The organism is Acidovorax sp. LjRoot194 (genome assembly GCF_964253015.1).
Lineage (GTDB): Bacteria > Pseudomonadota > Gammaproteobacteria > Burkholderiales > Burkholderiaceae_C > Acidovorax.
The window spans coordinates 4,339,653-4,358,853 of record NZ_CAXUQB020000001.1 but is presented as its reverse complement, the minus strand read 5'-3'; the positions used below and the strand labels follow the sequence as shown (position 1 = coordinate 4,358,853).

Below are 19,201 nucleotides of genomic sequence, written 5' to 3'. Positions count from 1 at the left end.
GGCAGGGGCCGGGTGTGAAGCGCGCGGGCGGAGGTGTTGGCATGTTTCTGGACAAAGTGCTCGACAGCAATGCCCCCGGCAAGCGGGGCCTGGCCCTGGTGGCGGTGCTGGCCATGTTCGGCGCCTGGCTGGTGGTCCAAGGGGTTGTGCACTGGCGCGCAGGCGAGCGTGAGGAAGACCGGGCCCGCCAGCTGCAGCAGACCTCCGACCTGCTGATCAGCCAGACCACCGGCGGCAGCATGCTCGGTGCCGTGTCGCTGCTGGGCCTGAGCGAGCCGCTGCTCAAGGACATGGCCACCGGCAAGCTGCCACCCGACCACCCTGAAGCGCTCAGCCGGCTGGGCGTGGCCCGCGGCCGGTTCCTGGTCAATGGTGTGTACGTGATGTCGGTCGACGGTACGGTGGTGGCGCACGAAACGGCCGGCGCCCGCTCCACCGGCATCAACCTGGGCTATCGCCCGTATTTCCAGCAGGCGGTGGAGGGCGCGGTGAGCGTCTACGCAGCCATTGGCAGCAATTCGCAGGAGCGCGGCCTGTACTACGCCGCACCCCTGTACGACCGCGACACGCCGGCCAGCTCGATCATCGGCGTAGTGATGTTCAAGGTGGGCTTCGAGGTGGTGGACGAATTGCTCAGGCGCACCGAGTTGCCGTCGGTGCTGCTGTCGCCACAGGGTGTGGCGTTCTCGTCCACCCGGCCCGAGTGGCAGTTTGCGGTGGCGCCGCCGCTCACCCAGGCACGCATCGACGCGATCCGCGCGACACGCCAGTTCGGCAACCATTTCGAGAACGGCGTGGCGTCCGCGCTCCCTTTCTCTCCCGATGCCAAGGAAGTGCTTCTGAACGGCGTGACTTATGCGCTCAGCCGCAGCAGCATCGACTGGAAGGACCCGGGAGGCCCCTGGCAACTGGTGGTGTTGGACGACATCAGCGCGCTGATGACGCCCACCCAGCGCATCCAGGTGGGCGGGGCCACGTTCGTGCTGCTGTTCTTGCTGGGCCTGTTGCTGCTCGATCTGCTGCGCAGCCGGGCGCGGGTGGCGGCTGCGCTCGAGCGCTTCAGGCTGCTGGGCGCTGCGCTGCAAACCAGCCCGGTGTCGGTGGTGATCACCGATGGGGAAGGGCGCATCGACTGGGTCAACACCCAGTACGAGCGCAACACGGGCTATTCGCTGGCCGAGGTGCGCGGCAAGAAACCGTCCATCGTGGCCAGCGGCCAGACGCCTGCCCAAACCTACCAGGCGATGTGGTCCACGTTGCTGTCGGGCCGGTCCTGGCAGGGCCATTTCGTGAACCGGCGCCGGGATGGCAGCACCTACCACGACGAGGCCACGCTGTCGCCGGTGCTCGACGAGAACGGCAAACGCATCGGCATCGTGGGCCTGCATGAAGACGTCTCCGAGCGCATCCAGTCGCACAAGGAGCTGGAGCGGCGCGAGCGCCTGCTCAACGAGCTGCTGGAGCAGCAGACCGCCATTTTCGACAACGCCCCGCCCATCCTGCTGGTGTGCGACGGGCACTTCCGGCAGTTCAACCCGTCCTTCGTGGAGCTGATGGGGGGCGAGGCGTCGGAGCTGCTGGGCATGAGTATGTCGCGGCTCTTTGGCACCCCTGCGGCTGCCGAACAGTTCTTTGCCCGCGTGGGCCCGGGGCTGGCCGCTGGCGAAGCGCTGCGCGAGACGGCCGCACTGAGCCGCCTGGACGGCAGCAGCTTCGAAGCACGCCTGGCAGGCCGCAGCCTGCAGATGGAGGGGTTCAAGACCGCGTCGATCTGGGTGATCGAGGATGTGAGCGAGCAGCGGCGCGCCGAGCTGGCCGTGCAGCAGGCCCGCGACCGCCTGGAGATGGCGCAGGAGGCCGGCAAGATAGGCGTGTTCGACATCGACCTGATGACCGACCAGGTGCTGTGGAGCGAAAAGCTGGTGTCCATGCTGGGCCTGCCACCCGGCGACCAATTGCGCAACCGGCACGACTGGACCGAACGCCTGCACCCCGAGGACCGCGACCGCGCCCTGGAGCATTTCGGCCAGTGCCTGGCGAGCAGCGACACCCACCTGCGCGATTCGTGGCGCATCGTGCGGCCCGACGGCGAGGCGCGCTGGTTCCTGTCGGCAGCGCGCATCTTCCGCGACGCGGCGGGCAAGGCCGTGCGGGTGGTGGGTGTCAACGTGGACATCCACGACCAGAAGGTGCTGGAGGCCCAGGTGGCCGAGCAGCTCGACTTCCAGCAGGCGCTCATCGACGCCATCCCGGTGCCGCTGTTCTACAAAGGCGCGGACGGCCGCTACATCGGCTTCAACCGCGCGTACGAGCAGTCGTTCGGCGTACAGCGCGAGACGCTGATCGGCAAGACGGTGATGGACCTGACCTTTTTGCCCCAGAGCGAGCGTGCGCAGTTCGACGATGACGCGCAGGAGGCGCTGCACGGCGTGCAGTCGGTGCACAAAGAGGTGGACATGCCATACGCCGACGGCAAGATCCACCACACGCTGTTCTGGCTGCACGGCTTCTCGCGGCCGGACGGATCGCCGGGCGGCGCCATCGGCACTTTCGTCGACATCACCGACCGCCAGCGCGCCGAGGAAGAATTGCGCCGCGCCAAGGAGCTGGCCGAGGAGTCCACCGCGCTCAAGTCCAACTTCCTGGCGAACATGAGCCACGAGATCCGCACACCGATGAACGCGATCATCGGCATGTCGCATCTGGCGCTGAAATCGGGCCTGTCTCCCCGCCAGCACGACTACGTGAGCAAGATCCAGCAGGCCGGCCAGCACTTGCTGGGCGTGATCAACGACATCCTGGATTTCTCCAAGATCGAGGCAGGCAAGCTCACGGTCGAAAAGCAGCCCTTCGTGCTCGATCGCATGCTCGAGAGCGTCTCGGACGTGGTGGGCTACAAGGCGGGCGCCAAGGGCCTGGAGCTGGTGTGCGACGTGGCGGCCGACGTGCCTCCCAACCTGGTGGGCGACTCGCTGCGGCTGGGGCAGATCCTCATCAACTTCGCCAACAACGCCATCAAGTTCACCGACAACGGCGAGATCAGCATCGCCGTGCGGCTGCTGGAGGCCGCGGGCCACCGCGTCATGCTGCGCTTTGAAGTACGCGACACCGGCATCGGCCTCACGCCCGAGCAGATGGGGCGGTTGTTCCAGAGCTTTCAGCAGGCCGATACCTCCACCACCCGCCGCTACGGCGGCACGGGCCTGGGCCTGGCCATCTGCAAGAGCCTGGCCGAGCTGATGGGCGGCGAGGTGGGGGCCGACAGCGCATTCGGCAAAGGCTCCACCTTCTGGGTGTCGCTGCCGCTGGAGCGCGGCGCACCGGCCCGCGTGCTGCTGCCGCCGCCCGACCTGCGCGGGCGGCGCGTGCTGGTGGTGGACGATAACCAGACCGCCGCCACGGTCCTGTCCGACATGCTGCAGGCCATGGGGTTCGAGGTGGACCAGGCCCATTCCGGGCTGGAGGCGCTGGAGCGGCTGCGCGAGTCGATGGCGCAGCGCCGCCCGTTCGGCCTACTACTGCTCGACTGGCACATGCCGGGCATGGACGGCGTGGAGCTGGCGGGCCACATCCGCGGCCTGGGCATGGCCGAGGTGCCCAAGATGCTGATGATCACCGCCTACGGCCGCGAGGACGTGATGCGCGCAGCGCGCTCCCAGGGCATCGAGACGGTGCTCATCAAGCCGGTCAACGCATCGCTGCTGTTCGACACGCTGATGCAGCCCCAGGAGCATTCCACCTTCAGTGCGCGCCGCATGGTCACCCCGGCGCCCGCTGCCGAAGAGCTGCCGCTGGCGATCCGCGGCGCCTGGGTGCTGCTGGTGGAAGACAACGAGCTCAACCAGATGGTGGCGGTCGAGCTGCTGCAGGAGGCGGGGTTTGCCGTGGATGTGGCGGAGAACGGCCAGGCCGCCATCCAGTGCATCGAACGCAAGGCCTACGACGTGGTGCTGATGGACATGCAGATGCCCATCATGGACGGCGAGACCGCCACGCGCCAGCTGCGCAGCAACCCGCGCTTTGCCCGCCTGCCCATCGTGGCCATGACCGCCAACGCCATGGAGGCCGACCGCCAGCGCTGCTTTGCCGCCGGCATGAACGACCATGTGGCCAAGCCCATCGAACCGGCCGCGCTGTGGGCGGCGCTGACTCGCTGGATACGGCCGCGCCCCGGGCTGGGCAAGGCGCCGACTCCGGCCGCGGTGGTGGGCTTGGAGGAGCCGGGCGCCAGGCCGCCCGGCGAGGCGACCCCCACGGTCCCCGTCGTGCCGCCTGTGGCCCCGGGGCTCGACACGGTGCTGGGCCTGCAGCGCGCCCTGGGCAAGCCAGGGCTCTACGCAGAGATGCTGCGCCGGTTCGCCCAGGGCCAGGCATCGGTGATGGGGGATGTGCAGCAGGCGTTGGCCATTGGCGATTTTGTGCTGGCGGAGCGGCTGGCACACACGCTACGATCGGTGGCGGCGAACATCGGCGCCCAGGCCGTGGCAGACCAGGCCCAGGCGCTGGAGCAGGCACTGCGCAGCGGCCAGCGGGGCGACAGCGTGACAGCCTTGCTGGTGCCGCTGGCCACGGCCTTGCAGCCCCTGCTGCAGGCGCTGCAAAGCTGGGCGCAACAGGCGGCGGCAGGGCCCCGCGCCGCTCTGGAGGCCCCGGCCGCAGCGGGTGCGCCTGCGCTGTCATCGGCAGATGCCTTACAGCGCCTTCGCCGGCTGCTGGAGCAGGATGACCCTGCGGCGACCGAGTTTTTACAACACAATGGCCCTGTGCTGAAGTCTGCGTTGGGACCTGCGTTTGCGCAGGTAGAGGTGCACACCCTCAACTTCGACTTCGAGCAGGCCTTGGGGGCCATGGCAGCGGTGCCAGGCTCCGAACACCCCGCTGCTCATTGACACCGAGCAGAGCACTACGCAGGACCCGACTCCATGGACAACGCGCCCTTTGCCCCCCAGCAATCCGCACTCGTCGATAAGCCGATCGCGACGGTGCTGGTGGTGGACGACACGCCCGACAACCTCACCCTGATGGGCAGCCTGCTGCGCGAGCACTACCTGGTGAAGGTGGCCAACCATGGCGAGAAGGCCCTGAAGATCGCGCAGTCGGGCACGCCGCCCGACCTGATCCTGCTGGACATCATGATGCCGGAGATCGACGGCTACGAGGTCTGCCGCCGCCTGAAGGCATCGCCCGCCACGCGGGACATCCCGGTGATCTTCCTGACCGCGCGCTCGGACCCCAACGACGAGCGCATGGGCCTGGCGCTGGGGGCCGTGGACTACATCACCAAGCCCATCAGCCCGCCCATTTTGCTGGCGCGCGTGAACACGCACCTGGCCCTGAAGGCCACGGCCGACTTCCTGCGCGACAAGAGCGCTTACCTGGAGCGCGAAGTGGCCATGCGCACGCTGGAGGTGCAGGCCATCCAGGACGTGACCATCATGGCCATGACCTCGCTGGCCGAGACGCGCGACAACGAGACCGGCAACCACATCCGCCGCACGCAGCTGTACGTGAAGACACTGGCCGAGCGGCTGCGCAGCCACCCGCGCTTCGAGCATGCGCTGACCGACCGCATGATCGAGCTGCTGTACAAGTCGGCGCCGCTGCACGACATCGGCAAGATCGGCATCCCGGACTCCATCCTGCTCAAGCCCGGCAAGCTCACGGTAGAGGAGTTCGAGATCATGAAGACCCACACCACGCTGGGCCGCAACGCCATCGACGAGGCCGAGCGCCGCCTGGGCATGCGCGTGGCCTTCCTCAGCGTGTCCAAGGAGATCGCCTACAGCCACCAGGAGAAGTGGGACGGCTCGGGCTACCCCGAGGGTCTCAAGGGTGAGGACATCCCTGTCGCCGCCCGCCTGATGGCCGTGGCGGACGTGTACGACGCGCTGATCAGCAAGCGCGTCTACAAACCCGCGTTCTCGCACGACCAGGCCTGCAACACCATCGTGCGCGGCAAGGGCACGCATTTCGATCCGGACATGGTGGATGCGTTCGTGGACATCGCGGAAGACTTTCGCAACATCGCGCAGAAGTATCCTGACCCTTCTTGATGGCTGGTGAGGGTGTGGCGCGCCAGCCTGCAAGCTGTGCGGCCAGTGAACGCATGCCGCACAAAAGAGGGCTTTTCACCGGCTGCCCGGGCGGGCGGGACAAGAGGCCCATGTCTCCAGGGCCGCAGGCTCACCTGCAGTGATCTCGCAAAACCAAAAAACCGTTCACGCTGAGCTTGCCGAAGCGCTTCGCAAGGCTTCGACAGGCTCAGCCCGAACGGTTCAGGCTGCAGGTTGCGGATGTCAGAAAGGCGCGTCTTCGCTCTTGCCGCCGCCATTCTTGGCTGCATGGTTGTCCTGGGCGTCATTGCCAGCATTGTCCGCTTCCGCAGGCTCTTGCTCATCGATCGGGTCTGCACCGCTGCCGCCTTCTGCTACAGCCGCCTGGCGCACCGCCGCCTTGTCGCCTGCACTCGCGAACTTGCTGTACTTGCCCAAAATGGGCACCAGCTGGCCGTAGATGCGGGGGTTGCCGGCCAGGCACTCGCGCTGCTCCAGAAAGTCCGCTTCACCCGTGAAGTTGCCCACCAAGCCACCCGCCTCGGTCACCAGCAGCGAGCCTGCGGCCACGTCCCAGATCGACAGGCCGGTCTCGAAGAAGCCATCGGTAAAGCCCGCGGCCACATAGGCCAGGTCCAGCGCGGCGGCACCAGGGCGGCGCAGGCCGGCGGTGCGCTGCATCACGTCGGCCATCATGTTCAGGTAGCTCTTGAAGTTGTCGCCCGGGCGGAAGGGGAAGCCGGTGGAGATCAGGCAGTCCTTGAGCTGGGTGCGCTTGCTCACGCGGATGCGGCGCTCGTTCAGGTAGGCGCCGCGGCCCTTGGTGGCGGTGAACAGGTCGTTGCGGCTAGGGTCGTACACGACGGCCTGCTCGACCTTGCCCTTCACGGCGAGCGCGATGCTGACGCAGTAGACGGGAAAGCCGTGGATGAAGTTGGTGGTGCCGTCCAGCGGGTCGATGATCCAGACGAATTCCGAATCCTTGGCGCCGTATTCCGTACCCGATTCTTCGGCCAGGATGCCGTGGCCGGGGTATGCCGTGAGCAGCGTCTCGATGATGATCTTCTCGGACGCGTGGTCCACTTCGGTCACGAAGTCGTTGATCTGCTTTTGCGAGATCCGCACCGATTCCACGTCCAGGGCCGCGCGGTTGATGATGGCGCCGGCGGCGCGTGCAGCCTTGATGGCCACGTTGAGCATGGGGTGCAGATTGGACGACATAAATTGTGGTGGTGAGCAGGGCGCCCGGCACAAAAAGGGCGTGGCGGCCTGCGAATCATGAGCGGGTCGGTCCGTCCCGGCGATGCGGGCGGCGACAATGAGGGCGGGATTTTACCCGGACCGCCTTTTTTTGCCTAACGCACGGCTTTTCTGCGCCGTTGCGCTCCTACCGTTCCTGCGCCATGAAGACCCGTTTTGTCCTGATCAACACCAGCCACGCCGGCAATGTGGGCGCTGCCGCCCGCGCCATGAAAACCATGGGCTTCGACGACCTGGTGCTGGTGGCGCCCCGCTGGGCCAACGTGCTGCGGCGCGAGGAAACCATCCAGCGCGCCAGCGGCGCCCTGGACGTGCTGAACAACGCCCGCATCGTCGCCACGCTGGACGAGGCGCTCGATGGCATCAGCCACCTGTGCGCCACCGCCATGACCCCGCGCGACTTCGGCCCGCCCACAGCGTCACCCCGGGATCACTTCGAGATGCTCCTGAAAAGTGAGCTGGCAGCGCAGTCGCAGCAAGCGGTAGGGCCTGATACAGCATCAGATCTGGATGCAAAACCGGCCAGCCAGGCCGGCGTGGCCTTCCTTTTCGGCTCCGAGCGCTTCGGCATGGCCAACGAAGACGTCTACCGCTGCCATGTGGCGCTCTCCATCCCCACCAACCCCGGCTTCGGCTCGCTCAACCTGGGCGCCGCCATCCAGGTCATCGCCTACGAATGGCGCCTGGCGCTGGGCGGCTTTGCAGTGCAGGACGCCACCACCGAGCGCAGCCTGGCCGACGCCGCCCAGGTGGCCGGCATGCTGGGCCACTGGGAGCAGGCGCTCACGGCCATCGGCTTTCTGGACCCGGCCGCGCCCAAGAAGCTCATGCCGCGCCTTAACCAGCTTTTCAACCGCGCGCAGCTCAGCCCCGAAGAAATCCACATCCTGCGAGGTGTCGCCAAATCGATGATCGAGGCCAGCGGGTCAAAACGATAGACTGTGCGGCCATAAACACATAACGAAAACACCCGATGCTCGCCCGCCTGCGTTCCGATATCCAGTGCATCCTCGACCGCGATCCTGCCGCGCGCAGCACGTGGGAGGTGATCACCTGTTATCCGGGCCTGCACGCGATCTGGCTGCACCGGCCCGCGCACTGGTGCTGGAACAACGGCCTGAAGTGGCCGGGGCGCTTCATCTCGCACTTTGCGCGCTGGTCCACCGGCATCGAGATCCACCCCGGCGCCAAGATCGGCGAGCGCGTGTTCTTCGACCATGCCATGGGCGTGGTGGTGGGCGAGACCGCCGAAATCGGCGACGGCTGCACCATCTACCAGGGCGTGACGCTGGGCGGCACCTCGCTGTACAAGGGCGCCAAGCGCCATCCCACCCTGGGCCGCGACGTGGTGGTCAGCGCGGGTGCCAAGGTGCTCGGTGGCTTCGAGGTAGGCGACGGCGCCAAGATCGGCAGCAACGCAGTGGTGATCAAGCCCGTGCCGCCAGGCGCTACGGCGGTGGGCATTCCGGCCCGCATCATCCCGTCCAAGGCAGGCGAGAGCGCCGACGTGACCGAGCCCCAGCAGGCCCGCAAGTTCACGGCCTACGGCATCACGCAGGAGGACGATCCGCTCTCGCAGGCCATGCGCGGGCTGATCGACAACGCCTCGTCGCAGGAGCACCAGATCGCGCTCTTGTGGCAGGCCATCGAGAAGCTCTCCGCCTCATCGCACCAGGCCCAGGACTGCGTGCCCTGCGACGCGGCGATCAAGGAGCAGTTCGAGGCGGGCAAGTTCAACGAGCTGGTGGGCAAGTAGCGCCGGGGCCCTCAGTCAGGGCGTGACCACGATCAGGACTCGATCACGCCTTGATCAGTGCGTTGAGGTGCTTTCCCAGTGAGCCAAGCGTCACAAAGGTCAGCTCGTACATGGTGGTGAGGCCCGCGGCCTGTTCCTCGTTCAAGTCGGTGGCGCAAATGATGAAGCGGCTGCGGTCCACGCCCAGTCGCTTGCGCAGTCGCAAGTATTTGTCGATGTCTCGGCGGAATTCGCCGGATTTGCATTCGATGCAGATCGGCGCCTGGCCTTCAGGCAGGGCAATGACATCGAGCTCGTGCAGGTCTTCATTCGGGAACACAACCTTGACGCTTCGGGCGCACGAGGCAGCGCGCCCGCGCTGGCGCAGTTGCGTCAGCAGCTCGATGAAGGCATACCACTCCAGCCAGCCGCCATCGAAGAACTGCCGCACGGCCGGGGCGGTCTGCAAGGTCAGCCTGACGATCTTTTCGGGCTTTTGATAGTGATAGCGCGAGAAAAACGTGTGGCTGTAGAGCTGGCGGCACAGTGTGTTGATGGCCTGTGCGTCCTTTTGCGACAGGTTGGCCAGCTCCAGATTCACCCAACCATGGCTCTTGCGGTAGGCAAACCGCACGCGGTCGATCAGCTCAGCATACAGCTCGTAGCCTTCACCTAGCATCTTCGCGGCGTCATCGAAGAAGCCGCTGGTATCTACCAAGGCATAGTCGAAGCGGGCCTCGATCTGGCGCGCTGCAAACCATGCGCTCAGCGGAGCATGCTGTTCTGCCGTGGCGAGCGCGGTGGTGTTGTTGTGATCGATACCTGCCAGCGTATCGATCTTCGCCGCTGCGTCCTCCACGGGTGCGGGACCGCCGCTGTCGGCCGCAACCGGCTTGTCTGCCTGCTGCAGCGCCGCCACCTCCCGCAAGGCTGCAAAGTACCGCTCGACCAGCTTTTCCACATAGAACACCGTGCCGTAGACCATGCTGGGCGTGCCACAACGGCCGCAGGCGACCCGTGTGCCCACCGGGGTTGTGGCGTCCTCCGAGACGAAACTGCATTGGTTGCAACGGTAGATGGGCATGTTCGGAAGTGGCAGGTATTGTTCGACGAGCCCGCCTTGGCGCGGGTAGTCGTTCTGGCAGTCGGAAGGATTTGGGGCGCAGGCGTCTATGCCGCCGGCCTGGGCGGCCGCACCGCGCTTTTGGGCCGGAACGCCTTGCACACCGCATCCCGGGTCTCCAGGTACGGCCCGCCGATCAGGTCGATGCAGTAGGGCACGGCCGCGAAGATGCCGGGCACGATCTGCGCGCCCTCGGCGTCCTTCAGGCCTTCCAGCGTCTCGGCAATCGCCTTTGGCTGGCCGGGCAGGTTGATGATCAGGCTCTGGCCGCGGATCACCGCCACCTGGCGCGAGAGGATGGCCGTGGGGACGAACTTGAGACTGATCTGGCGCATCTGCTCGCCAAAGCCCGGCATCTCCTTGTGCGCCACGGCCAGCGTGGCCTCGGGCGTCACGTCGCGCAGGGCGGGGCCGGTGCCGCCGGTGGTGAGCACCAGGTGGCAGCCCGCGGTGTCCACCAGTTCGATCAGCGTTGCGCTGATGCGCTCCTGCTCGTCGGGGATCAGGCGCGGCTCGAACGCGATGGGGTTGTGCAGCGCGCGGGCCAGCCAGTCCTGCAGGGCCGGCAGGCCCTTGTCTTCATACACACCGGTGCTGGCGCGGTCGCTGACCGACACGATGCCGATGCGCACGGCATCGTGCGGCGCGCCGCCCGTGCCTGTGGGGGTGTCAGTCATTGCCGTCCTCGTCGCCGTCGTTGTCCAGGTCGCCGTGGTTATCGGCGTCGCCGGCACCGCCGCCCAGGTGCTCGCGCACCAGCTGGAACAGCTCACGGTACGCACGGCCCTTGCGCGGCGCCAGGCCTTGGGAGACCTGGACATTGGCTTCCTTGCCGGCCGGTTGCGCATCCTTGCGGGCCTGGCGGATCAGGGCGCGCAGCTGCTGCGTGTCGGTGCCGGGTTGCTCGGCCATCCACTGGGGCAGGGCGTCGTCGTCGGCGATCAGGCGGTCGCGCCACTGCTCGGCCAGGTGCAGGGCCAGCTTGTCCGACGCAGAGCCGGTGCGCTGCACTTCCAGCGCCTGGCGGGCAGCGTCCACCAGTTGGGGGTCGAGCTTGCGCATGAGCTTGCCCACGTACTGCATCTGGCGGCGCTTGCCCTCGAAATTGGTGATGCGCTTGGCCTCGGCCATGGCGTCCACCAGCTTGTCGGGCAGGCCCACGTTGTTGAACAGGTCTGCACGCAGGCCCAGCAGGTCTTTGCCCAGATCCTGAAGTTCATCGCTTTCGCGCTTCATATCCGTGCGGCTGGCATCCGGCGTGCCTTTGAGTTCGGCCTTGAGTTGAATGTCCATTTCGCTGCCTTCGGCAACGAACTGGCCTCTCACAAAGTAGCCTTTTTTGGGTTTGCGTGACATGGGGTGGGGGCAAATGGGAGGTGGCGCAGCGCGCGCCACAGCGGCAAGTATCATAGCCGTCGCTATGAACAAACCCTCCCAAAGCGCCGCGCGCGCGCCAGGCGCTGCTGCCGCAGCCGCCGCCCCCCGCACTCCCGACTCGGGCTTCAGCTACAGCCGCCCCTTCTTTGAAGAGCTGGTGGACCGCGCCCTGGCGCATGCCAAGACGCTGGGCGCCACCGATGCCGGCGCCGAAGCATCCGAAGGCTGCGGCCTGTCGGTCAGCGTGCGCAAGGGCGAACTCGAGAACGTCGAACGCAACCGCGACAAGTCCCTGGGCGTGACCGTCTACATCGGCAACCGCCGCGGCAACGCCAGCACTTCGGACTTCTCCAACAAGGCCATCGAGCAGACGGTGCAGGCCGCGTACGACATCGCCCGCTTCACGGCCGAAGACCCGGTGGCGGGTCTGCCGGACGCCGATGACATTGCGCCCACCGACACCCACCGCGACCTCGACCTGTTCCACCCCTGGGCCGTCGACAGCGAACAGGCTGCCCAAATGGCGATGGAATGCGAGGCCGCTGCGCTCAAGACCCACCGGCGCATCACCAACAGCGAAGGCGCGGGCGTGTCGGCGCAGCAAAGCCACTTCTTCAGCGCCCACACACGCGGCTTTCGGGGTGGCTACGCCAGCTCGCGCCACAGCTTCTCGGTGGCACCGATTGCCTCGCTGCCCGGTCGCAACGCCGAGATGCAGCGCGACGCCTGGTACAGCTCCATGCGCGACGCGGCCGAGCTGGCATCGCCCGAGGCCGTGGGCCGCTACGCAGCGCAGCGCGCGCTGAGCCGCCTGGGCAGCCGCAAGATCCCCACCACGCAGTGCCCAGTGCTGTTCGAGTCGACCCTGGCCGCAGGCCTGCTGGGCGGCTTCGTGCAGGCCGTGAGCGGCGGCTCGCTGTACCGCAAGAGCAGCTTTCTGCTCGACTCGCTGGGCAAGATGGTGTTCCCCAAGCACATCGACATCGCCGAAGACCCGTTCGTGCTGCGCGGCAAGGGCAGCTCGCCGTTCGACGAAGAAGGCGTGCGCGTGGCGCCGCGCAAGGTGGTGCAGGGCGGGCGCGTGCAGGGCTACTTCCTGTCGAGCTACTCGGCGCGCAAGCTGGGCATGAAGACCACGGGCAACGCCGGTGGCTCGCACAACCTGACGTTGACGTCGCGGCTGACCCAGCCCGGCGACGACCTCGATGCCATGCTGCAGAAGCTGGGCACCGGCCTGTTCGTGGTCGAGCTCATGGGCCAGGGCGTGAACTACGTGACGGGCGACTACTCGCGCGGGGCCAGCGGCTTCTGGGTCGAAAACGGCCGCATTGCCTTCCCGGTGCACGAGATCACCATTGCGGGCAACCTCAAGGACATGCTCAAGGGCATCGAGGCGGTGGGCGCTGATGTGTACAACTACGGCGCCAAGTCGGTGGGGTCGGTGCTGGTCAATCGGATGAAGGTGGCCGGCAGCTGATGCGCTGATGCGTTGGTGCACCGCAGTGCCGGCGAGTCCGGTGCCACGGTGCTTTCGCCAAAGACCAAAGGCTCCCGCACCTGCCGGAGCCTTTTTTCATGGCCGCGCTATGGCCAGGGGCGCATCAGCGATCCGTGAGGTCCGCCACCACGTTGCGCACCGTTTGCAACGCCGCGCGCAACGGCTCGTGTCCCACCGAGCCCAGTGCCAGCCGTACCGCGTGGGGCACCTGGCGCGATGTGGCGAACGGTTCGGCGGTAGATACCGAAACACCGCTCTTCAGCAGCGCGACCGCCACGCGGTCGGCGCGCACGCCCTCGGGCAGGGGCAGCCAACTGAAATACGACGCGGGGTGGCCCACCAGCGGCAGCCCGGCCAGCACCTTGCATGCGATGGCCTGCCGCACCGTGGCGTCGCGGCGCTTTTCTGCCTCCAGCCGTCGCACGGTGCCGTCCTGCAGCCATCCGCAGGCCAGGGCAGTGACCACGCCCGCCGTGTTCCAGGTGGTGGTGCGGATGGCGCGCTGCAGCAGCGGTGCCCACTGCGGCGGCGCGGCCGTGAACCCGAAGCGCAGCCCGGTGGCCACGCTTTTGGACAGGCCGGACACGTACACCGTGGATTCGGGCGCGAAGGTGGCCAGGGGCGGGGGCGCATCCTTGGCCAGAAAGGCGTACGCCGCGTCCTCGATGGCCACCAGCCCGTGCTGGCGCACGATGGCCGCAAGCTCTTGCCGCCACTGCGCGCTGCAGACCCAGCCCAGGGGGTTGTGCAGGGTGGGCATGGTGTAGATGGCCTTCACACGCCGGCGGGCGCATAGGCGCCGCAGCGCGTCCAGGTCGGGGCCATCGGTGCCATTTGCCGTGGCGGGCAGCGGCGCCAGCGTGAGGTGCAGCATGCCGGCCAGTGCCTTGAACCCCGGGTAGGTGAGCGCGTCCACCGCCACCACATCGCCGGGCTGCAGCAGCGCCATGCAGGCCACGGCCAGGCCGTGCTGTGCGCCATCCACGATCAGCACCTGGGCGGGGTCCACCACCAGGCCGCGTGCGCTGGCCAGATGGTGTGCCACGCACGCGCGCTCGTGCTGGCGGCCGCCGTGCGGGGCGTAGCGCAACAGAGCCTCCAGGTCGCCACCGGCCACCAGTCGGCGCAGGCCGCTGGCCAGCATCCGGGCCTGCCCAGGCAGCGATGGGTAGTTGAAGTTCAGGTCCATCACCCCGGCCGCGACGGCCTGCTGGTCCACGGCTTGGCCGGCAGGCACAGTGGTCTCGCGCACAAAGGTGCCGCGGCCGACTTCGCCAATGGCCAGTCCCAGCGCCTGCAGTTCGGCATAGACCCGCGTGGCCGTGGTCAGCGCGATGCCGTGCTGGCGCGCCAGCTGGCGGTGCGTGGGCAGGCGGGTGCCGGGCGGCAGACGGCCTGCGCGAATCTGCGCAGCGAGGTCGTCCACGACGGGTTGGAACAAAGGTGGTGTCATGTGGCACGGCGTGTGATGCAGGGCGGTACGCGATAGGCGGTACGTGACTGCGGGATGTACTCAGGACAATTTTTTGATTGTATGGGGCAGCTTGCCTACGATGGGCTTTGTTCTTCAACCCCACACCACACGCCCGCTGCGGCGCACCTCCCATGCACATTGCCATCCTGACCTTCGACGGCTTCAACGAACTCGACTCGCTCATCGCGCTGGGCATCCTGCACCGCATCAAGCGCGCGGGCTGGCGCGTGAGCCTGTGCTGCCCCACGCCGGAGGTCACGTCGATGAACGGCGTAACGGTGCGCGCGCAGTCGCTGCTGGACGAGGCACGCACGGCCGATGCCGTCATCGTGGGCAGCGGCGTGCGCACACGCGAGGTGGTGGAAGACGCAGCGCTGATGGATCGGCTGGCGCTGGACCCTGCGCGCCAGCTGATTGCCGCGCAGTGCTCCGGCACGCTGGTGCTGGCCCGGCTGGGCTTGCTGGGCACAGTACCGGCGTGCACGGACCTCACCACCAAGCCGTGGGTGCAGGCGGCGGGGGTGAATGTGCTGAACCAGCCGTTCTACGCGGAGGGCAACGTGGCCACCGCGGGGGGCTGTCTGGCATCGCCTTATCTCGCAGCCTGGATCATCGCCCGCAGCGAGGGCCTGAAGGCCGCCACGGACGCGCTGCACTACATGGCCCCGGTGGGCGAGAAGGAGGCCTATGTAGCGAATGCGCTGAAGTACCTGGGGGCTTATCTGCCTCAACCTGAAGCTGCGTAGGTAGCAGTATGGGCAGTGGCGGTTTTGGCGTCTGCGCATCGGCACCGCGGATGCCTGCGGGCCGCAGCGCGGATCAGATTCAGATGGGCGCTACCGCAGTTTGCGGCTGATCCAGAGACCTGCAAAACCCAGCGCCACGGCGATCCACCCGGCCGTGTAGCCGCCGCTGTTCGACTCGGCCAGCTTGTGTTTGTACGCAGCGGTATCGCGGTAGGTGATGACCTGCCGGCTGGGTGTACTGAGGCTGAACACAGCCTTGTCGTCGTTGGGGTCGTACTTGGCCGTGACGGTTTCTCCGCTCAAGCCGGCCAGCACGCGCTCTGAATGGGGATCTCCCACCCGCACGGTCACCACGCCGGCAGGGCTTTTGATGTCCAGCTCGGAAAAGCGGCTGGCCAGCACGTTCTTCTGGGCCTTGCGCTCGATCACGCGCGCGTCGATGGCTTTGCCGGACACCGTACTCAGCTCGGTTTCGGCAGGAACCTTCAGCCGCGAAGGCCGCTTGCGGTTCTCCGCATATTCGGCACCGATCCAGACGAGTCCTCCAATGATCAGCACCAGGGGGAGGGCCTTGAGGCTCACGGCAAGTCTCCGACCAGAGGTGGCAGCAGCCACGAAGCCTGCAGTCTGCCATCCAACGCACAGATCGGCTCGCTGGCGCTGCCTGAAGCCTGGCTGCGCGCCCGCATTTCAGCCAACGCGCTGCGTATTTAGTTGCGTGCCACCAACGCTGCCACCGCCTCGCCCACCTGCGTGGTGTTGGCGCTGCCGCCCAGGTCTGGCGTGCGCGGTCCGCTCTTGAGCACTTCTTCGATCGCGCCCACGATGGCATCGTGCGCGGCGCGGCCTGCGCCTTGGCCCTGCGTGAGGAAGTCCAGCATCAGCGCGCCGGACCAGATCATGGCGATGGGGTTGGCGATGTTCTGGCCGTAGATGTCGGGCGCCGAGCCGTGCACGGGCTCGAACAGGCTGGGGAAATTGCGCTCGGGGTTCAGGTTGGCCGAGGGCGCCAGGCCGATGGTGCCGGTGGTGGCGGGGCCCAGGTCGCTCAGGATGTCACCGAACAGGTTGGTGGCGGCCACCACGTCGAAGCGGCCGGGCTGCAGCACGAAGCGGGCGGTGAGGATGTCGATGTGCTGCTTGTCCAGCTTGACGTCGGGGTAGGCCTTGGCGACGTCGTCGGCGCGCTGGTCCCACCAGGGCATGCTGATGGCGATGCCGTTGCTCTTGGTGGCCAGGGTCACGTGCTTCTTGGCGCGGCTCTGGGCCAGGTCGAACGCGAACTTGAGCAGGCGGTTGGCGCCGTGGCGCGAGTAGACCGACTCCTGGATCACGATCTCGCGGTCGGTGCCCTCGTACATGATGCCGCCGAGCGACGTGTACTCGCCCTCGGTGTTCTCGCGCACCACGTAGTAGTCGATGTCGCCGGGCTTGCGGCCGGCCAGGGGGCAGGGCACGCCTTCGAACAGGCGCACGGGGCGCAGGTTGATGTACTGGTCGAACTCGCGGCGGAACTTGAGCAGCGAGCCCCACAGCGACACATGGTCCGGCACGGTGGCGGGCCAGCCGACGGCGCCGAAGAAGATCGCGTCCATGCCCGACAGCTGCGCCTTCCAGTCGTCGGGCATCATTTTTCCGTGGGCGGCGTAGTAGTCGCAGCTGGCCCAGTCGATGGTGGTGGTTTCGAGCTGGATGCCGAAGCGCTGGGCGGCGGCCTGCACCGCGCGCAGGCCTTCGGGCATGACTTCCTTGCCGATGCCGTCGCCAGGGATGACGGCGATCTTGTAGGTGGGGCTGGTGCTCATGCGGGTTCCTTTGGGTCTGGAGAGAGGAAGAAAAAATCAGGGTGTAGCAGGATTGTTCGGCAGGCCACCAAAAAATACAATCCGGCAACTGTGCTCTTATTCTTCACACATCGTGCATAAAAACCCGGCCACCGACGACCTGCGCGTGTTCACCGTGGTCGTGCGCAAAGCCAGCTTTGGCGATGCGGCCACGGAGCTGGGCGTCTCGCCCGCGTACGTGAGCAAGCGCATCCGCCTGCTGGAGCAGGAGCTGGCCGTGAAGCTGCTGCACCGCACCACCCGGCGCGTGGCGGTGACGGAGGAGGGCGAGCGCGTCTTCCACTGGGCGCAGCGCATCCTGGACGACATGGACCAGCTGCTGCAGGAGGTGGCCATCACCCGGCGCGAGCCGCGCGGGCAGCTGCGGGTGAGCAGCAGCTTCGGCTTTGGCCGCCAGATCGTGGCGCCTGCGCTGTCGCGCCTGGTGGAGCAGCACCCGGGCCTGCAGGTGCGGCTGGAGGTCTTTGACCGGCTGGTGGATGTGGCGGGCGAGGGGTTTGACCTGGACGTGCGCGTGGGCGACGAGATCGCGCCGCACCTGATCGCCCGCCGCCTGGCCGACAACCACCGGGTGCTGTGCGCCGCCCCCGCCTATCTCGCGCGCCACGGCACACCCCGCACGCTGGCCGAGCTGCCCAGCCACGACTGCCTGGTGATCAAGGAGCGCGACCACCCGTTCGGTGTGTGGCGGCTGCGCAGCGGCGCGGTGGACGAGACGGTGAAGGTGCGCGGCCCGCTCTCGGCCAACAACGGCGAGATGGTGGTGCAGTGGGCCGTGGATGGCCGCGGCATCGCGCTGCGCTCGTTGTGGGATGTGGGCGTGCACTTTCGCTCTGGTCGGCTGGTGCAGGTGCTGCCCGATTGGTACCAGGAGGCCAATGTATGGGCCGTGTACCCCACGCGGTTGGACCGGTCGGCCAAGGTGCGGGTGTGTGTGGAGTTTCTGGAGGAGTACTTCCGCACGGAGTGGGGCAAGGTGCAGCCGCAAGGCGGGCAGGTCTTGGACGCACAGGGGGCGGGGTCTGCAGGCGCAGGCCCGGCGGTCGCTCAGCCCTTGATGAAAAAATAGCCGCTACCGCTTGTCCATCAAGCGCTAGCAGCTATTATTTTGATAGTGGATGGCCGAGGCCACCCGCAGCGCCGCAGCGCCGCAGCGCCGTGGCGCCGTGGCACCGCGTTGCGATCAGCCCGCCAGCGCAGCCTTCACGGCGGCAGAGACCTGGCCCATGTCGGCCTTGCCGGCCAGGCGGGTCTTGACCACGCCCATGACCTTGCCCATGTCGCCGGGGCCTGCAGCGCCCAGCTCGGCCACGATGGCCTTGACGGCGGCCAGCGTCTCGTCGGCCGACATGCGCTCGGGCAGGTAGGCCTGCAGCACGGCCATTTCCGACTTTTCCTTGTCGGCCAGGTCCTGGCGGCCCGCGCCTTCAAAGGCGGTGATGGAGTCCTTGCGCTGCTTGATGAGCTTGTCCACGATGGCCACGACCGCAGCGTCGTCCAGCTCGATGCGTTCGTCCACTTCCTTTTGCTTCATCGCGGCCTGCAGCAGGCGGATGGTGCCCAGGCGCTCGCTGTCCTTGGCGCGCATGGCGGTCTTCATGTCTTCGGTGATCTTTTCCTTGAGGCTCATGGCAGCTTCCTTTTTTATTAAGTCAGGCAGAGAAGGAGGGTTTGCACAAAGCCCCTCTGGCTAGGCGCAGCGCCGCAGACAGTAGTCTCGATACGGCAAGGCGCTGCAACGACGCCAGAGGGGCTTTGTGCAGACCCGAAAAAACAAAAACCCGCGCTTGGCGTCCCTAGCGCGGGTTTGGCGGCTGCCCGGTGAGGGGCAAAGCCGAAGTTGTACTTAGTACAGCTTCTTGGGCAGTTGCATGCTGCGAACGCGCTTGTAGTGACGCTTCACGGCGGCTGCCTTCTTGCGCTTGCGCTCGGCGGTGGGCTTTTCGTAGAACTCACGGGCGCGCAGGTCGGTCAGCAGGCCGAGCTTTTCAATGGTGCGCTTGAAGCGGCGCAGTGCGACGTCAAAGGGTTCGTTTTCTTTTACGCGGATCGTAGTCATTAGCTAAATGGTTTCCAAAATGTGCCCACAGA

General features: G+C 66.9%; 16 protein-coding genes. 7 read left to right on the top strand and 9 right to left on the bottom strand.

Annotated elements, in window-relative coordinates:
- Positions 1–41: 41 nt before the first annotated feature.
- Together ACSQ3N_RS19815 and ACSQ3N_RS19810 are read left to right on the top strand one after the other, a co-directional pair.
- Entirely contained in the window at positions 42–4,889 is a 4,848-nt protein-coding gene (locus ACSQ3N_RS19815; RefSeq protein ID WP_436147232.1) for a PAS domain S-box protein, read from the top strand.
- A gap of 33 nt (positions 4,890–4,922) precedes the next feature.
- Positions 4,923–6,053, top strand: a complete 1,131-nt coding sequence (locus tag ACSQ3N_RS19810; RefSeq protein WP_056170471.1) for a response regulator — start codon at positions 4,923–4,925, stop codon at positions 6,051–6,053.
- 243 nt (positions 6,054–6,296) lie between these two features.
- Here ACSQ3N_RS19810 and ACSQ3N_RS19805 read toward each other — a convergent pair whose 3' ends face one another.
- The gene (locus tag ACSQ3N_RS19805) at positions 6,297–7,274 is read right to left on the bottom strand and encodes an inositol monophosphatase family protein (RefSeq protein WP_056170468.1); all 978 of its coding nucleotides are present in this window, start codon (positions 7,272–7,274) and stop codon (positions 6,297–6,299) included.
- Between the two features lie 182 nt (positions 7,275–7,456).
- Between ACSQ3N_RS19805 and ACSQ3N_RS19800 the strand changes: the two genes are divergently transcribed.
- Positions 7,457–8,251 (top strand): RNA methyltransferase, encoded by a 795-nt coding sequence (locus ACSQ3N_RS19800; RefSeq protein WP_436147231.1) that lies wholly within the window; start codon positions 7,457–7,459, stop codon positions 8,249–8,251.
- A gap of 35 nt (positions 8,252–8,286) precedes the next feature.
- The gene (gene cysE / locus ACSQ3N_RS19795) at positions 8,287–9,069 is read left to right on the top strand and encodes a serine O-acetyltransferase (protein WP_436147230.1); all 783 of its coding nucleotides are present in this window, start codon (positions 8,287–8,289) and stop codon (positions 9,067–9,069) included.
- A gap of 43 nt (positions 9,070–9,112) precedes the next feature.
- On the opposite strand, the gene ACSQ3N_RS19790 is transcribed toward cysE, so the two are convergent.
- The 3 genes from ACSQ3N_RS19790 to yjgA form a co-directional block, all read right to left on the bottom strand.
- Positions 9,113–10,009 (bottom strand): hypothetical protein, encoded by an 897-nt coding sequence (locus ACSQ3N_RS19790; RefSeq protein ID WP_436147229.1) that lies wholly within the window; start codon positions 10,007–10,009, stop codon positions 9,113–9,115.
- Positions 10,010–10,218: 209 nt separating this feature from the next.
- Positions 10,219–10,848: a molybdopterin adenylyltransferase gene (gene mog / locus ACSQ3N_RS19785; protein ID WP_436147228.1), complete on the bottom strand. Its 630-nt coding sequence runs from the start codon at positions 10,846–10,848 to the stop codon at positions 10,219–10,221.
- Positions 10,841–11,527 (bottom strand): ribosome biogenesis factor YjgA, encoded by a 687-nt coding sequence (gene yjgA, locus ACSQ3N_RS19780; RefSeq protein WP_436147227.1) that lies wholly within the window; start codon positions 11,525–11,527, stop codon positions 10,841–10,843. Before yjgA ends, mog begins: the two co-directional genes overlap by 8 nt.
- A 64-nt stretch (positions 11,528–11,591) precedes the next feature.
- Between yjgA and pmbA the strand changes: the two genes are divergently transcribed.
- The gene (gene pmbA / locus ACSQ3N_RS19775) at positions 11,592–13,025 is read left to right on the top strand and encodes a metalloprotease PmbA (RefSeq protein WP_436147226.1); all 1,434 of its coding nucleotides are present in this window, start codon (positions 11,592–11,594) and stop codon (positions 13,023–13,025) included.
- A gap of 124 nt (positions 13,026–13,149) precedes the next feature.
- On the opposite strand, the gene ACSQ3N_RS19770 is transcribed toward pmbA, so the two are convergent.
- On the bottom strand, positions 13,150–14,499 hold the full coding sequence (locus ACSQ3N_RS19770; protein ID WP_436147225.1) for a PLP-dependent aminotransferase family protein: 1,350 nt from the start codon (positions 14,497–14,499) through the stop codon (positions 13,150–13,152).
- 152 nt (positions 14,500–14,651) lie between these two features.
- On the opposite strand from ACSQ3N_RS19770, the gene ACSQ3N_RS19765 reads away from it, so the two are divergent.
- Positions 14,652–15,266, top strand: a complete 615-nt coding sequence (locus ACSQ3N_RS19765) for a DJ-1/PfpI family protein (RefSeq protein ID WP_056170780.1) — start codon at positions 14,652–14,654, stop codon at positions 15,264–15,266.
- Positions 15,267–15,356: 90 nt separating this feature from the next.
- Here ACSQ3N_RS19765 and ACSQ3N_RS19760 read toward each other — a convergent pair whose 3' ends face one another.
- Positions 15,357–15,848: a hypothetical protein gene (locus ACSQ3N_RS19760; protein WP_436147224.1), complete on the bottom strand. Its 492-nt coding sequence runs from the start codon at positions 15,846–15,848 to the stop codon at positions 15,357–15,359.
- Between the two features lie 128 nt (positions 15,849–15,976).
- The gene (locus ACSQ3N_RS19755; protein WP_056170444.1) at positions 15,977–17,071 is read right to left on the bottom strand and encodes a tartrate dehydrogenase; all 1,095 of its coding nucleotides are present in this window, start codon (positions 17,069–17,071) and stop codon (positions 15,977–15,979) included.
- A 112-nt stretch (positions 17,072–17,183) separates the two neighbouring features.
- Between ACSQ3N_RS19755 and ACSQ3N_RS19750 the strand changes: the two genes are divergently transcribed.
- Positions 17,184–18,179: a LysR substrate-binding domain-containing protein gene (locus tag ACSQ3N_RS19750; protein ID WP_235507424.1), complete on the top strand. Its 996-nt coding sequence runs from the start codon at positions 17,184–17,186 to the stop codon at positions 18,177–18,179.
- Positions 18,180–18,293: 114 nt separating this feature from the next.
- Here the strand turns inward: ACSQ3N_RS19750 and ACSQ3N_RS19745 are convergent, their stop codons facing one another.
- Together ACSQ3N_RS19745 and rpsU are read right to left on the bottom strand one after the other, a co-directional pair.
- Positions 18,294–18,740, bottom strand: a complete 447-nt coding sequence (locus ACSQ3N_RS19745; RefSeq protein ID WP_056170441.1) for a GatB/YqeY domain-containing protein — start codon at positions 18,738–18,740, stop codon at positions 18,294–18,296.
- 216 nt (positions 18,741–18,956) lie between these two features.
- On the bottom strand, positions 18,957–19,169 hold the full coding sequence (gene rpsU / locus ACSQ3N_RS19740) for a 30S ribosomal protein S21 (RefSeq protein ID WP_007833691.1): 213 nt from the start codon (positions 19,167–19,169) through the stop codon (positions 18,957–18,959).
- Positions 19,170–19,201: the final 32 nt, after the last annotated feature.